Genomic DNA, 12881 nt, shown 5'->3' with positions numbered 1-12881 from the left:
GGGTAAGCGGATTAAATGGTTGATCTTACCTTTGCATGAGAGTGAGACAGACCGGCATCTCATCGGATTATCTGGTTGATGCTTCACCTACTGCTGGTGCATGTTTCCTTCGCTAATTCCAGCAAGATGTTTAGACGTTAGATAAATATACCCGGTATGAGAGATAAATGCGGGATGGGCTGGGACAAGCTGTGACAAACCGGGATGAGTTTATGGAAGGAAGTTGCAGATAGTGAAACGAGAGCCCGGATCAGAATAAGTCGTGCTGATCCGGGTCGCCATTGGCTCGAACGCGTGCAATGACTTTATATATGCCTCGCACGGTCATGCCAAATTCGCGTGCCAGGATGTGGTGGTTGTTACCGGTAAAGAGGTCGTAGATTTCTGAGTCGCGCTTACCTATACGATAGTGGTAATCCATCGGAATTGTGAAGTTCTGGCCGCCCCAGTTTTGCGCGAGGTGATCTGCAATCGCACAGCCGATCTGATCAGCCAGATCAGGGTCAATGCCGAGCTCTTTGGCCACTTCCGCAGCGCGGGCGTGGACGTCTTCCAGGAGCTCATGCCTGCGGCCTTCCATTCCTTTTCCGTCGCGTGCCATATCAAGCCTCCTTCACGTTTAGGATGCTGAGAAGCTGCTCAAGCGCTTTGCGGTTTCGCTTCCAGCCTTTTCGGGGGTGGTAATCGCGCTCGATATCGGCCTCGGTTAGGCCGAGTCGATTCATTTCACGCTCTACAGCGGTCCAAAGCGATCGCTTTTCCTGCTCTACATGGAGCGCGGCGATCACGGCGTCAAACTGACGCGTGGTTTTCAACCAACCCACTCGGGCAATGCCGAACTGCTGCTTTGCGATCGCGTCCGCGTAGGACCAGGGCAACTTCATATCGGCGAGCTGCGCTTCGACCTTCTGGAGCATTGGCTCCTTTTCCAGGTTGTTGGGCGTTCCTGGATGTTTACCTGGTTGTTGGCGCGGCTTACGTTGAAAACCGATTTTTCCGAGTTCGTTGAGTACCTTGCCACGCTCGCGGGCTGTCAGATCGGCGGCGCTGCGCTTGCCGGTCCATTGCTCCAGGAGCTCGCGATATAGATCTTCATCCAACGCTAGTGCACGACGGGCAGCGTGGATGGCGGCTAGGTCTCGATTGCGCTGGGGGTTTTTGCTCATCCGGTTCACCAGTCGATGTTCTTAATATCCATAGTCGCAGCGGTTACGCGTGCGCGTTTTTCGTTCTTGCTCTCTGCCCCACGGAGATCCGCAGGCAAGTTGTCGATATCGCCTTCAACCTGGTTAGCTGGGCCAGAGGACTCGACCACTTTGCGCAGATAGTTGTGGTTACTGAGGGGCTTAAAGCCGCCGACATCTTGCTTAACCTGCATTTGCTCAACGACGGTTATTAATGCCGGTACCAAGCGATCAATTGGAGCCAGGTCCAAGGTCTCTTTAGCGATCCGTAACGCTCGATCACTGGCCAGGTCGCGAGATTTCGACCGGAACAGCGTCATGTATGAGACCAGCGAGCGACCGGCGGCTCGGTCGAGGTTGGACAGTAGTGCGAGCAGCTCGCGGCCGGCGTCATCCTGGACGAGGGCGTCCAGGTGGATGCGGCTGTGGCAAATAGGGCAACGGGTCAGCTGCATGTAGACCCCACCTTCAACCGCTCAAGGGTACGGATAGCGCCCAAGGCTGTATCCAACGCATCATCTTCGATCTTGAACGTATTCTCTTCCCAGTGAAGGATTGCTTCCTCATCACTCACATACATTTCAACACCGGGCGGCAGGCTGTTGCGCAAGGCCTGCAGGGGACTGATGGTGCTGGCTGGCTCGGACATTTCCAGTACCGGCACCTTCACCGCTGCCTGTTTGCCGGAAGCCGGTGCTGTGGGCTTCTGTTTTGCTGCCACCTTTGGCTTAACCGATACCGGCGCGGGCTTAATGTCAGCGACCGGCGGTGTCGTTACCGTAGTATCGACCGTTGCTCCGACCTTTCCGTCCAGCACCTTTTTCTTGAGGGCGGCAGGCATTGCCCACTGACCGTTTGACTGGTATTTCGCCAGCTCCTTCTTCTCCAGCCCCTCCAGTGTGCCTTTCAGCTGCGCTTTTGAATCCAACCCCTCAACATGGGGCATGATGGTGGATGCGGCGCAGGGCCCACGCCGGGCGAGTTCGTTGAGTATGCGGACTTCTAAGATTGACAGTTGCATTGCTTTCTCCTAGCTGCTCATCAGTACCCGACCACCACGTCGGGCAGACAGGCGGCGTACCGCCTGTTTCGCTTAGCTATTGACGGTCTCTTTTAACAGCTTTCCGGGCGTAAACTTGGGAACACGCGCTGCGGGGATATCGATCTCCGTACCGTTCTGAGGGTTGCGACCCTTGCGTGCTGCTCGCTCGGAAACATGGAATTTCCCAAACCCTGGTATTACTACATCGCTGTGTGTCATCTCCTCTGAGACGACAGCGGTAAAGCTCGACAGGAAGGCCTGGACATCGGCCTTACTGACCGGACGATCATGGGTAACCTTCATATCCTTGGTCAGTGCTTCGATCAGATCTGCTTTATTCATGGATATCTCCTGTTGTTCGGCTGCTCATCAGTACCCGGCAGCCACGCCGGATAGACGGACCATTCACGGCCCGTTTCGCTTGGTACAGGTGCCATCACAGTATGGGCACACGTTATCTCCCATCCCGCTAACGCACGGACTGAGGCTCCCGATCGTGTCGCGCAGCGCCTCACCAAAGGCCTGGGCTTTACTGGGTGTGTGTCCTCGATCCGGAAGGCCTTCGATCTTCACGTCAACCGCTCCTTCGTCGTTGTCAGTTAGGCTGATAGTTACAGTACTCATCTCGGGCCCCCGTTAATCGACCTTCGGATATGGCCTTTTCAGCTCTCAGAAATAGAGAGTGGAAACTCACCCAGCATTTCTTTGGCGAGAGCAATCCCCAGTCGGACTCCACGATGCTCCGGGGAGCCTGGCTCAATCACACGTTCGCCAACATGGATCGGCGCATCCTTAAACGTCAGCACAGTGTCGAACTGATCAACGATTGCGTTGTGCTTTGCCTCCAGTCGCATGAACACTGCTAACGCATCGTCATCGATGTTGGCCTGCATCCCGCTTTGAAAGTCCAAATTCAAATCTTCTTAGATACTCATCTCACACCTCATCCGGTCTTGAGTGAATCAGCCCAAGCATCCACTTCACTGCGTCGTGAACGCCTTCCTCGTACGTGCCTGTTTCGTGATCCGTCGTCTCGCCCTCTACATGCAACTCACTCCAGGCGAGCAGGTCGCGGACCTCGTCTTCTGTAACGGGTATCTTGATGCTCATGATTTAAGCGCCTTCCGTACGCTATTTGATTGGACGAATCGAAGAGCGGGCTCGCCGTTGCCGCGCTTGCCGAGTTCAAACTTTCCGAAGGCTGGCAGTTCAACCGTATGGCCATCGGCAACAGCTCGGGTCACCAGTTCGCCGAATACGCGGATAGCGTCTTCAGCCTGTCCGCTGGTCATGCGCGCATGGAAGGCCATATCGATCGAGAGCTTTTCAGGGTTAACAACGCCCATATCCCACCTCACAACTTCGCCAGATCCAGAGCGACCGGCTTATATTCGTTGCTCTCGCCGATCCGCTCGTAGATGCGTACATAAACCGCCGTGCCGCTGTTACGCATGGCTGCGCGCAGGACCTGCATCGCTTCGTCCCACTCTTCATCGTCTGGAATATTCCAGCTGAGCATTTCCAGCAGTCGATACGTGCGGACCTTGCCATCCTTCAGCCCGAATGCTTGCTCAAATGCATGCCGCATCGTGCTCGCACTGCTGCCCCAGCGCTCAATACAGTTCTCGATGAGCTGGCGGGCAGCCTCCACCTCTTCGGTAAAGGCGATGAGATCCCGGAAGGCTCGGACAACCTTGAACCGCCCGTCGTAGCTGCGGATCTCAATGTTGCCCTTCTTGCCGCCGAGCTGGACGCCGATCCGCTCTTTAGCGATATCGATCAGGTCATCGATATCGGACAGCGCCCGTTTCTTGAAAGCGAGAAGTCGTTCATTTAGTTCAACAGCCTCGGGTACCAACCCTGAAACAACCTGGTCACGGAGTTGGTCCTGCTCGCTGATATTCTCGACTCGCACTAGGTCGCCCCGGTGATTCATCAGAAACCCTTCGGGGATTTTCTGAGGCATTTGCGTATGGGTATTCATGCGATCAGCTCCTTTGCGGGTTCAGGGTGACGGGTATGGATCAGCTCCATCAGGTTGTCCCGGTACTCACGGACAGCGCTACACAGCACGGCGCGAGTGGTATCACCGTTGTCGTAAAACTCGGTGTTGCCGTTCACAAACTCCTCGGTAATAACGGCGGCTTGCTCTGGTTCAGGCGTAAGCTGATTCCGCAGCCCCTTACCGAAGAACATCACGCGTCCGGTGCTCCGTGTCGCTTCCAAATCAATGACGTAATAGTCGTATCGACTCATGACCGTTCCTCCCATGACACGTGGCACCCAGAGACAAACGCCACGTTCTCAACGGCCTTGCGGCCATCAATAATCGTTCGCCGGGTCCAGCCGGATCGCAGCTGCCTGCAACCCACACCGGGGATGATCCTGATCCTGGGCCGCTCGCCGATCTTGTCGATGCTCAGCACTGACAAGCCCAGCGACTGCAACATATTGACGGCCAACTGGGTGTTGGCCAGCTGCTCCAGGATGGTCTGGTTCTGCATATCTGATGCGTAAGACATGTCAGCTAACTCCATTAATGACTTCTTCATCGACAACCGGCAGACCCAGCTCAGCCGCCAAGTTCATAGCCGCAGTTACCAGGTTGCCAATAGCCAGGGGGTACAAGTTAGAAACACGGGTGTCGCGTTTGCGATCGGGCAGCTGCAGCCGGTGAATCAGCGCAGGGATGGCCGATTCATTCAGGAACTCAACCGACTGGCAGCCGGCCTTGCCAAAGCGGAAGGTCAGAAACTCTTTGAGCTCACCGGGATCGATCGGGTTGAGGGTGACCAGCTCGCAGCGCTGCACAACCTCACGTACATCCATGCGGTGGATGCTCAGCTTGTCGCCCAGCTCGGTCTGGCCGATCAGGATAACCGACACCAGTTTGGTAAAACCGACCTCCAGCTCCAGGATGCGCTTCAGGTGCTTCAGCGTCGGTACCGGCAGGCAGTGTGCCTCTTCGATCACCACACAGTGGCGATACCCGGCGGCATGGCTGTCTTTCAGCGCCCGATGCAACTGCGCGAAACGGGCCTGAGGGTTGATTTTCGGCTTTTCAGTGGGCGCGACGGCCGCCAGCAGCGCTGAGGTGATATCGCTGCTCTTGAAGCGCTTACCCTTGATGTCGGAGTCTTCCGCTTCCACGGTATAGGGCTCCACCAGGATCACCGGATGGGATTCATCCTGGATGCGCTGGGCCAGGTCGCGGCGCAGCGTGCTTTTGCCAGAGCCGGACTGGCCGACTACGGCAATAAAGCCCCCGTATCGCGCCGTCTGTAGCATTGATTCGCGCACGTATCGGATATCGGGGCTGATCCACATCTCATCCGGCGACGCCAGCTCATCGAACGGCTCGCGGTAAATGCCAAAGGTCTTTTTGGCGTCTGGTGTCAGGCGTTGCTTGCGTAGTAACATAGGTTCGTCCTCCTGGGACATGGCAGTGTGTTGAAGGGCGGTTGGTAGCGGCTCTTCAGGCTCAAAAGCGGTGCTGACGGTGCTAGCGTCGGCACCGCTCTCCTCCAAAAACATCTCGATCTTCTGTTTCAGCGCATCGCGATCCAGCGACTTTGGCCACTGGCTGTGGTTGACCAGCTGGGCGATCGTCCCGCCACTCAGATCCAGCACACGGGCCAGATCCGCCTGGGGTTTACCCAGCTGTTTCAGTACGGCTTTCAGCTTCAGCGTCATCACGCACCCCCAACCAGTTTCAGATTGGCCTTCGGCTGACGCAGCAGCGCCTCGATGGCATCGATCTCCTCACTGGGTACGCCGTCCGGATAGGTCGCTTTTAGCCAGCCGAAGTGCTCGGCACCTTTCCAGCAGCTGCCCAGCCGATCACGCAGCAGCTTGGCGGCCTCCACATGGGTCAGCGGCTTGGTGACCAGCCGAGGGGTATGCACATCCAGTGCGGTACCGCGCTTAGGCATAAAGTCGGTGGGGTTGTACGCCTCCACATCCGCGTGGGGGTTGATATCGGCAAACACCCGGCGCTTCGCCTTGCGGGCGGCCTCGGCCTCGGCGATGGAGGTGGTACCGGTGGCGATCTGCTCCAGCTGCTGACGCTGCTCCTCGCCTGTCGTGGTTGCGTGGCGCTTGTACTCGCTGCCGATCATGGCCGCATTCACGTTGAAACCGTGATCGTCCCGCTCCACCGCCTCAACCACATGAAAGATCTCGCGACCGTGCTCATCGCGCAGCACGATCTGGGCGGTGTCTTCGTCGCGCCAGGGGTTGCGCACCACCATCAGCTCCTGGCCCACACCGATATCCGGCACGCTGGAAACATCAAACTGCTTGCCACGGAAAGAGATCTGGACGTAGTTATCAACCACGCGGGTTTCCGGGTCGCTCACCGCCAGCTCGCGGCACAGCTCGCCGCCAGGCGCCAGGCGCAGCTGATCCGGCTGGATCTCCATCCATTTGGAATAGCGGCTCATGCCGGTGCGGGTATGGGTGGCGGTGGCGTTAAAGTGCCGCATCCAGCGCCAGGCCAGCTGATTAATCTCATCCAGGCTGTTCGCCTTCTGAATCGCCAGACGGCTCTCAAACAGCTTTTCCACCATGTCGTGGGCCTGCTCCACCTGGCCCTTGGCGCGGGCGTTACCCACCTCGTTGATGATCAGATCCACACTCAACGAACGGCACAGATTGCGGAACATGGCCGACTTCATTGCCGCGCCGGGGTCCGTTACCAGGATGAACGGCACACCATGAAACGGATCTTCGCGCTGTTTCTGCATCGCGTTGATAAACACGTTAATCAGATTCTCGGCGCTCTCCGCACCCAGCACGTACTCCAGGTAAAGGGTGCCGCTGGTGTGGTCGGTGATCACGTAGCGCCACAGGCGTTTGCGTTCGATCTTCTTCAGGTTCTCCGGCTTGCCGTCGTAATACTGGGCCGGGTCGATCGCCTCAGAACCGTGAACATCCATATAGAACTGGGCGCTGATCGACGCATCCACCTGCCATACATGGTTCGGGTGAGCACTGCGCTGTGCGATCGCTGGTGGTGGGGCCAGCAACTGGTCGGGATGCAGGCGATAGTTGCGTAAAGCGCGGGCGATCGCATCATCACTGAGCGGTGTTAGTTCGCCGGTGCTTTTATCGAACTTCTCAGCGCGGATCTTGCCGTCTTCGCGCAGCAACTTAACCACCGCCTTGATCGTGCCGTTGCGTTTATTGTTGCGGCGTATCATTTCCATCAGCACCGCAGAGATCAGCCGGGCTTCGCTCAGCTCCAGGGCACACTGCCCGGCATCAGAGCGACGTTTGCGTGAATTGCTCATGGCAACACCTTTGAGTTTTTTTAGTAACGTGGCGCGGGACATACACAGCTGCCGGGCCCAGCGGTCATAGAAGGGCGTTTTCTGACCGTGGGGCAGCTCGCGCGCCTGCTGGGCAATCATCACCAGTTGTTCAGTCAGCGCGCTCATGATCAGCGCTCCTCAGCCTGGCGGATGGCCGCGGCCACCACCTGGTCAGCGTCGTCACGCAGCCAGTCCGGGGTGCTGTCGCCATCCAGGTGGCGCGGCAGGTCGAAGTCGGCGCGGATTTCATTCAGGCGCACCTCCAGCTGAGCCACCAGCCCCGCCATCATCACGTTATGGCGGCTGCCGTGGGTCTGATCGTGGCTATCGATGGCGCGAAACGCCGGCAGCATCATGCCGTTGATCACGCCCAAGGCCTCATGGGTAAAACGGGTGGCCTGCTGCATCAGATCGGCGGCGACCTCGTCGGGCGGTAGCGTCTCCACTTCCGCCTTGGCGCGACGGTTTTTCAGCGCGGTCAGCTCCGCATCCAGCTCATCGATCTTGGTGTTCTTATCCGCCAGCACCTTGCCCTTGGCATCGGCGTTTTCGCGGGCGTCTCGGAGGGCGCGGCGGAGTTCGCGGGAAGTCATACGGTCGATGTCATCGAGAGTCAGACCAGCGACGGTGCCGCCCTCGTCAAGCTCAACTAGCTCCTCATCATCCGCCACCATCAGCTCGAACAATTTTGTTTTACCCAAAACGGCAAGCGCTTGCCGTTTTGGCTCCAGCTTGGGCGATGAGTATTTGATCGTGGCTTGCATCATGACCCGCACGGTCCTGGGGCTCATGCCAAACTGGTTCTCGACGATTTCTGTGAACTCCCCATGAGGCTCGTTCTCTTTCAGAAGAATCAGCCGCTTGCCCATTTCAAACATGGCTTCAGCGCCCTGAGCCATGTAGAACCTGAATTCCTTGATTATTCGCCTGCGCTCATAGGGCTCGCCGTCACCAAACTGCTCCATAATTTCAGTGGAATGTTTAGCGGCCTGACTCATTGCGCCGCCAACCCAATCCACCTGATCTTCCGTGGGTGCCTCGATAATTTCCGGTGTGCGTGACATCTATCGCTCCTTTTACAGATTCGCGCCGGCCATCAGGCGCTGATCGATTTCGTCCATACGGGCGCGGGCCTTGCTGAACTCCTGAGCATGGCGGGTGGCCATCTGCAGCACCCGGATGCTGGGCGCAAAGCGGCCTGAATCCAGCTTGATGGCCGCACCTTCCGCAATCAGCGTGTTCAGGCAGCGGTTGATGGTGGCCGGGCTCTCGTTCAGCGCCTTGCTCAACTCACTGTTACTCAGCCCGGTCAGGCTATGGCCACTTAGGGCGAACAGCACCCTGAGGCACTTGGCGCCACTGGCGCTGATACGGGTCTGGTCAGCTGTACTCATGGGCGAGCCTCCAGAATGTCCAAGCCGCAGGAGATCAGGTCGTTGAAAATGCGCTGCGCTTCGGGCGAATCGCAACGCACAAGCTGGGCGCAGTTGGCGTGGCTGTCATCGCCGGTCAGTATGTCCACACCGTTCAGCTCTTCCAGGGCGCGCTCAGCGCCACACCAGCTGCAGTGGTAGGTTTTTTTGTGAACACCTGGGGCGTTCTGTGATGCAGGTGCAGATTGGGTAGCCATGGTTAAAACTCCAGTTGAGGTTGTGCGTGCTGCTGCACATTGCCGTGGTGCCAGGCCAGTGACTCCAGGCCTGCGCGCAAAGAGTCCAGGGTTTCGTCGGCGTCCTGATCGCCGGCGCTGAACGCCAGCAGAGCCCCTACGGAATCGTTCAGAACGGTTTGCAGCTGCTGAACATCTTTGGCCTTACAGTTGCGGCCCGTGGGGATATCAACCAGCATCTTGCCGTTGGCGGCGGCCAGGTAGCGGGTGATCAACGGCACACCACAGGCCTTTTCAAATGGCAGGATCAGGCAGAGCGGCAGCCGTCCATTACTCATCCACTTGTAGAGAGGCCCCGCGTCGTGCTGCCCAATAAACTCGCAGGCGATTCGTTTGATTACCCGGCTGCTGTCTTTGATAAAGGCCAGCTCAACGACACCTTCCATGGCCTCGACAGGTGACCTCGGTACCCAGCTCTTCCAATTTCTGCGTGTCATTGGATGGCGTCCTCTCTTCTCTTTTTTCAGGCCTGCTGAAAAAACCCTGATTTTGCTATAGGTAAAATTGTTTCAACTTCGCTAGGCTCTTCGGTACATTTACAATCGAGGATGGGCGCATGAGTGAATCAACCCCTGTCGACCGTGAAGAGCTTGCTGCCGCTTTTGCTGGCCTGCATAACCTATTTGGCACGCTGGTTAAGCGGCTATCGGACCAGCAGGCAATCGACTTGCCGGAGCTGATGGGCGACATTAACGCGCTCATCGAACTTCCCGGTCAGAATCCGATGACGATTGCCGTTGAGCGAGATGCGCTTGAATTGCTGAACGGAGTGCTCCTTCGCGCTCCCCATGAGAAAGCCGATGCAATCCGGCAGCACGAGCTATCGAACGTAGCTCCTCTACGGCAAACGACCGGATTTGTTGATGGAAAGGACGGTTAGGCATGGCATGGCTCCTGGTAGCGGGTTCGTTTACGCGGCAGCGTGATCAGGCTGGGGTTGGGCTTTGAGCCCCAGCTTTACGGCGATCTCGTGAGCTTTGCCGTACTTGGCTTTATCGAACCCGTTCAAAACGCGATAGACAGCGTTGCGGGTGTAGCCGTGGTCTTTAGCCCACTGAGTGATAGTGATGCCCTGATCCTGTAGCTGGGCTTTGACTTCATCGGGAGTGAGTACTTTGCGCTTAGTCATGGCTTTGCTATGCCTCGTTCTCTGTAAATGATGTTTGGTGTTTATTAAATCAATAATAGGTACGTTTTTCGTACCCGTCAAGGAAAGTATGATTTCCGTACTAACAAAAAAAATCCTGAAGGAATGCGGTCTTAAACAGAAAGAGCTTGCCGAATTGCTCGGTGTGCCGCTCCAGCGCGTAAAGCGCTTGGCTGGCGGAGAGGCTAAGAAGTTTTCAAGAGAAGAAGCTGAAGTGCTGGTTAAGAAGTTGCACATTCGGGGTGACTGGTTGGCAACCGGCGAAGGTTCGATGTTTCAACCGGATAATGAGGTTGAGCTTCATCGCCGGCTGGATGCGGTATCGACAGCGACACAAAAGGCAAACCTACCCGAATTGAGTGAGGAGCAGCGTCGATTATTGCAGCAGATCCTGCATGCGGCAGAGCTGGGTGATGGGTCGGCTTTGGCTGGGCTGGTGCAGGAACCGCTGCACCGCGATGAGCAGGAGTTGCTTGCTTTGTTCCGCACCGCCTCTTTGCAGGTTAAAGCTGCTGTACTAGGCGCGTTGACAGCAGGCAGTACTGCCGATACGCGCGGCGACACCTCGATATCGGTCAAAGGCAAAGGCAACCGCGTAGCGGGCAAGGATTACTATGAGAAGTAGCAAGGGAGTTGTAGATGGATATCCGCGTGGAGGGAGACAACAATTTTGTGGTGGGCGGTGACTATCACTGCCATTTGGTGCTAACGCCGGAGGCGGTGCTGCTGCTGTGGCAGTTGCTCAGAATGCGTTGGCCGGGGTAGTGGGTGGAGTGTTGGCTGGTGACGGCTCAAAATTGAGCCGCCAAAACGGCAGGCGCTTGCCGTTTTGGTTCAAATGCGTCGACGCATTTGGGTACGAGTGGCGTCAGGAGGATGTCGGTGCTGCGCTTTGATTGATCTAAGGAGGGAATATGATTCGTGTAATTCTGATGCTGGGCTTTGTGGTCTTTGCGCTTTATGTCCTGTTCGGCAATAAGGGCGAGAGCGGGGCTAATACGGTGATGGGTGGTGAGTTTCGCTCATTGAGAAGCTGTCTGACTAACGTTGAGTCAAGCTCTGGTTTCTCTCTGGATGTGATCGTAGACGAGCCGGACAACGTGACGGGTTATCTGCGAGGCACCAAAAGAAACTTCGCCTGCACAAAAAAGGAAACCGGTACTAAAGGCGTCTATTGGGATGGCTGGTATGAGTCGTGACCTGTAGCTTTAACGATACTTTGCAACAGCAGGCATAGCGGCCCTGGTTGTTTGCGGTGGTGTCGTTTGGCTATTTGCTCAGTAGTGAAATTGAGCTTGAGTTTTACAGCGCCAGATGGATGTAGGCGTTGCACTGTGGCTGATCTAAGGAGGTAATATGAGCTTCAACTTACCCGCCATCCCTGATGTATTTGTGCGAGTCCCAATGGAGCAGGCGGCTCGGGAGATGCAGTTATCTGAATCAACCAAACGCAAGCTTCTGGAAGAAGTTGTGTCGCTCCATAATGAGTCGGCCGAGCATCGGGTTTGGATAAAACGCCTTGAAACGGTGCTTGGTAACGAAGAATGGGATTGGCCCCGTTGCAGGGAGTTGCTGGTTTCAGAAGGCATTGATCCAAATGCCCGGGATATTCTCGATACACTCGTTTCCTGGCTGATCTTTTCGGCTCACAAACTTATGCGCCGTGGTGAAATCCGGGTGGCCTTAAAGGGGGCACCGGATAGCTTGATTGAGGTCTCTTTGGATATAGGAGGTCCAGATCTAGCGCCTTGCGGGCGTCGTGATGGGGATACGTTTAAGCCGACTTCAGAGCTGATGCGACAGATGCCGCCATGTGGCCACCTGCGCTGCAAATGCAGCTGGACTACGCGATACGTTTTTCAGCGAGGTTAGGAATTATAGATAAGAACACAGGGAGGGTTGAATCGGTGGATCAAAATTTACTGTTTGAATATTTTTCTCAAGTCATCGGTCCAGACTGGAAAAACAGTGCACCAAAACAGTTATCAGGATGGGATGTAGTTGAGGCTCTTTGGCCGTTAAATAATGACTTTAGAAATCGTTATCGTGACTTCGTGGCCTTGCCCTATGAAGCGCGCTTCGAAGGAAAGGCTGATTTGGCACAGCAGCACTTTGTTTTTAAGGGAAAGTGGCCGCCTGTTAGCATTGAGGTGTGGCGTGTGATTTTGGAGCGACACCAACAGGCGATCCAAGTGGCGTTGGCTAACGAGCTGGCTGGTAACTCCCTGATGCCAATTCCTGATCGTCTGCCACGGTCGGCAAGAACAGGCGCTGCAGTTCTATATTTGCTTCAGCAAATGAAGCTCCCGTTTGCAGTAGTCGATCGAGCAGGTTACTCACCCGACGCAAATCCGCCTCATTCATAGCGGTGGCAGCTGAAAACGCTTCCTGGTGATGTTGTTTGTAAATTGCTGTTTGCATACTGGGCTCCGGTTTGTTTATGTCCGGAAGTTTGCCTTCTAATCTCCTTAATTGATTTTGCCCCCGTTCAAATTACTCCCCACCTAATCGGCGTCATTCTGACTGT

24 protein-coding genes and 2 other RNA genes are annotated in these 12881 nt (G+C 56.1%); 6 read left to right on the top strand and 20 right to left on the bottom strand.

All coding sequences use genetic code 11. The annotated features are described in order from the left end of the window. Positions 1–250: 250 nt before the first annotated feature. From G403_RS23865 to G403_RS0118035, 19 genes are all read right to left on the bottom strand, one after another. Positions 251–601, bottom strand: a complete 351-nt coding sequence (locus G403_RS23865) for a Mor transcription activator family protein (protein ID WP_211232714.1) — start codon at positions 599–601, stop codon at positions 251–253. Between the two features lies 1 nt (position 602). Continuing rightward, complete coding sequence (locus G403_RS0118110; RefSeq protein WP_027855239.1) at positions 603–1166, bottom strand: gp16 family protein; 564 nt, start codon at positions 1164–1166, stop codon at positions 603–605. A 5-nt stretch (positions 1167–1171) separates the two neighbouring features. Then, positions 1172–1639: a hypothetical protein gene (locus G403_RS23860; RefSeq protein ID WP_051299251.1), complete on the bottom strand. Its 468-nt coding sequence runs from the start codon at positions 1637–1639 to the stop codon at positions 1172–1174. Next, a complete protein-coding gene (locus G403_RS0118100) occupies positions 1630–2205 on the bottom strand; it encodes a hypothetical protein (protein ID WP_027855238.1) in 576 nt (191 codons plus the stop codon). The genes G403_RS23860 and G403_RS0118100 overlap by 10 nt, the downstream gene beginning before the upstream one ends. A gap of 7 nt (positions 2206–2212) precedes the next feature. Next, positions 2213–2279, bottom strand: an RNA gene (locus G403_RS25080) — hammerhead ribozyme type II. Further along, positions 2278–2568 carry an HU family DNA-binding protein gene (locus G403_RS0118095; protein WP_027855237.1) on the bottom strand — a complete coding sequence of 97 codons (291 nt, stop codon included), beginning with the start codon at positions 2566–2568 and terminating at the stop codon, positions 2278–2280. The genes G403_RS25080 and G403_RS0118095 overlap by 2 nt, the downstream gene beginning before the upstream one ends. 14 nt (positions 2569–2582) lie before the next feature. Beyond that, positions 2583–2649: hammerhead ribozyme type II (locus G403_RS25075), an RNA gene on the bottom strand. A gap of 239 nt (positions 2650–2888) precedes the next feature. Next, positions 2889–3137 carry a hypothetical protein gene (locus G403_RS0118090; RefSeq protein ID WP_156899735.1) on the bottom strand — a complete coding sequence of 83 codons (249 nt, stop codon included), beginning with the start codon at positions 3135–3137 and terminating at the stop codon, positions 2889–2891. 25 nt (positions 3138–3162) lie between these two features. Continuing rightward, positions 3163–3336 carry a hypothetical protein gene (locus tag G403_RS25360; protein ID WP_156899734.1) on the bottom strand — a complete coding sequence of 58 codons (174 nt, stop codon included), beginning with the start codon at positions 3334–3336 and terminating at the stop codon, positions 3163–3165. Continuing rightward, positions 3333–3572, bottom strand: a complete 240-nt coding sequence (locus G403_RS0118080) for an HU family DNA-binding protein (protein ID WP_027855235.1) — start codon at positions 3570–3572, stop codon at positions 3333–3335. The genes G403_RS25360 and G403_RS0118080 overlap by 4 nt, the downstream gene beginning before the upstream one ends. Positions 3573–3580: 8 nt before the next feature. Further along, positions 3581–4210: a DUF3164 family protein gene (locus G403_RS0118075; protein WP_027855234.1), complete on the bottom strand. Its 630-nt coding sequence runs from the start codon at positions 4208–4210 to the stop codon at positions 3581–3583. Next, on the bottom strand, positions 4207–4482 hold the full coding sequence (locus tag G403_RS0118070; RefSeq protein WP_027855233.1) for a hypothetical protein: 276 nt from the start codon (positions 4480–4482) through the stop codon (positions 4207–4209). The genes G403_RS0118075 and G403_RS0118070 overlap by 4 nt, the downstream gene beginning before the upstream one ends. Beyond that, positions 4479–4748 (bottom strand): hypothetical protein, encoded by a 270-nt coding sequence (locus tag G403_RS0118065; RefSeq protein ID WP_027855232.1) that lies wholly within the window; start codon positions 4746–4748, stop codon positions 4479–4481. Before G403_RS0118065 ends, G403_RS0118070 begins: the two co-directional genes overlap by 4 nt. A gap of 1 nt (position 4749) precedes the next feature. Further along, complete coding sequence (locus tag G403_RS0118060; protein ID WP_036234448.1) at positions 4750–5919, bottom strand: ExeA family protein; 1170 nt, start codon at positions 5917–5919, stop codon at positions 4750–4752. Next, positions 5919–7664, bottom strand: coding sequence for a DDE-type integrase/transposase/recombinase (locus G403_RS0118055; protein ID WP_027855230.1), 1746 nt, complete (start codon positions 7662–7664; stop codon positions 5919–5921). The genes G403_RS0118060 and G403_RS0118055 overlap by 1 nt, the downstream gene beginning before the upstream one ends. 2 nt (positions 7665–7666) lie before the next feature. After that, positions 7667–8602, bottom strand: coding sequence for a DUF3102 domain-containing protein (locus tag G403_RS23855; RefSeq protein ID WP_051299249.1), 936 nt, complete (start codon positions 8600–8602; stop codon positions 7667–7669). A gap of 12 nt (positions 8603–8614) precedes the next feature. Then, on the bottom strand, positions 8615–8932 hold the full coding sequence (locus tag G403_RS0118045) for a helix-turn-helix domain-containing protein (protein ID WP_027855229.1): 318 nt from the start codon (positions 8930–8932) through the stop codon (positions 8615–8617). Further along, positions 8929–9168 carry a hypothetical protein gene (locus G403_RS0118040; RefSeq protein ID WP_027855228.1) on the bottom strand — a complete coding sequence of 80 codons (240 nt, stop codon included), beginning with the start codon at positions 9166–9168 and terminating at the stop codon, positions 8929–8931. Before G403_RS0118040 ends, G403_RS0118045 begins: the two co-directional genes overlap by 4 nt. Before the next feature lie 2 nt (positions 9169–9170). Beyond that, a complete protein-coding gene (locus G403_RS0118035; protein ID WP_027855227.1) occupies positions 9171–9644 on the bottom strand; it encodes a hypothetical protein in 474 nt (157 codons plus the stop codon). 119 nt (positions 9645–9763) lie between these two features. Between G403_RS0118035 and G403_RS0118030 the strand changes: the two genes are divergently transcribed. Then, positions 9764–10087 (top strand): hypothetical protein, encoded by a 324-nt coding sequence (locus G403_RS0118030; RefSeq protein WP_027855226.1) that lies wholly within the window; start codon positions 9764–9766, stop codon positions 10085–10087. A 30-nt stretch (positions 10088–10117) separates the two neighbouring features. Here the strand turns inward: G403_RS0118030 and G403_RS0118025 are convergent, their stop codons facing one another. Then, positions 10118–10336: a DNA-binding protein gene (locus G403_RS0118025; RefSeq protein ID WP_027855225.1), complete on the bottom strand. Its 219-nt coding sequence runs from the start codon at positions 10334–10336 to the stop codon at positions 10118–10120. A gap of 88 nt (positions 10337–10424) precedes the next feature. On the opposite strand from G403_RS0118025, the gene G403_RS25070 reads away from it, so the two are divergent. The 5 genes from G403_RS25070 (at position 10425) to G403_RS25355 (ending at position 12720) form a co-directional block, all read left to right on the top strand. Further along, complete coding sequence (locus G403_RS25070; RefSeq protein WP_084404104.1) at positions 10425–10979, top strand: helix-turn-helix domain-containing protein; 555 nt, start codon at positions 10425–10427, stop codon at positions 10977–10979. Positions 10980–10993: 14 nt separating this feature from the next. After that, positions 10994–11119 carry a hypothetical protein gene (locus tag G403_RS25805; protein WP_281171152.1) on the top strand — a complete coding sequence of 42 codons (126 nt, stop codon included), beginning with the start codon at positions 10994–10996 and terminating at the stop codon, positions 11117–11119. 149 nt (positions 11120–11268) lie between these two features. Continuing rightward, complete coding sequence (locus G403_RS23850) at positions 11269–11553, top strand: hypothetical protein (protein ID WP_051299248.1); 285 nt, start codon at positions 11269–11271, stop codon at positions 11551–11553. A gap of 157 nt (positions 11554–11710) precedes the next feature. Further along, entirely contained in the window at positions 11711–12226 is a 516-nt protein-coding gene (locus G403_RS0118005; protein ID WP_027855223.1) for a hypothetical protein, read from the top strand. A 35-nt stretch (positions 12227–12261) separates the two neighbouring features. Further along, on the top strand, positions 12262–12720 hold the full coding sequence (locus tag G403_RS25355; protein ID WP_156899733.1) for a hypothetical protein: 459 nt from the start codon (positions 12262–12264) through the stop codon (positions 12718–12720). Positions 12721–12881: the final 161 nt, after the last annotated feature.

It is taken from the genome of Marinobacterium litorale DSM 23545 (assembly GCF_000428985.1).
In the GTDB taxonomy this organism is placed as follows: Bacteria; Pseudomonadota; Gammaproteobacteria; order Pseudomonadales; family Balneatricaceae; genus Marinobacterium_D; species Marinobacterium_D litorale.
Note: the sequence above shows the minus strand (reverse complement) of the source record. Positions and strands in the feature narration are given on the sequence as shown.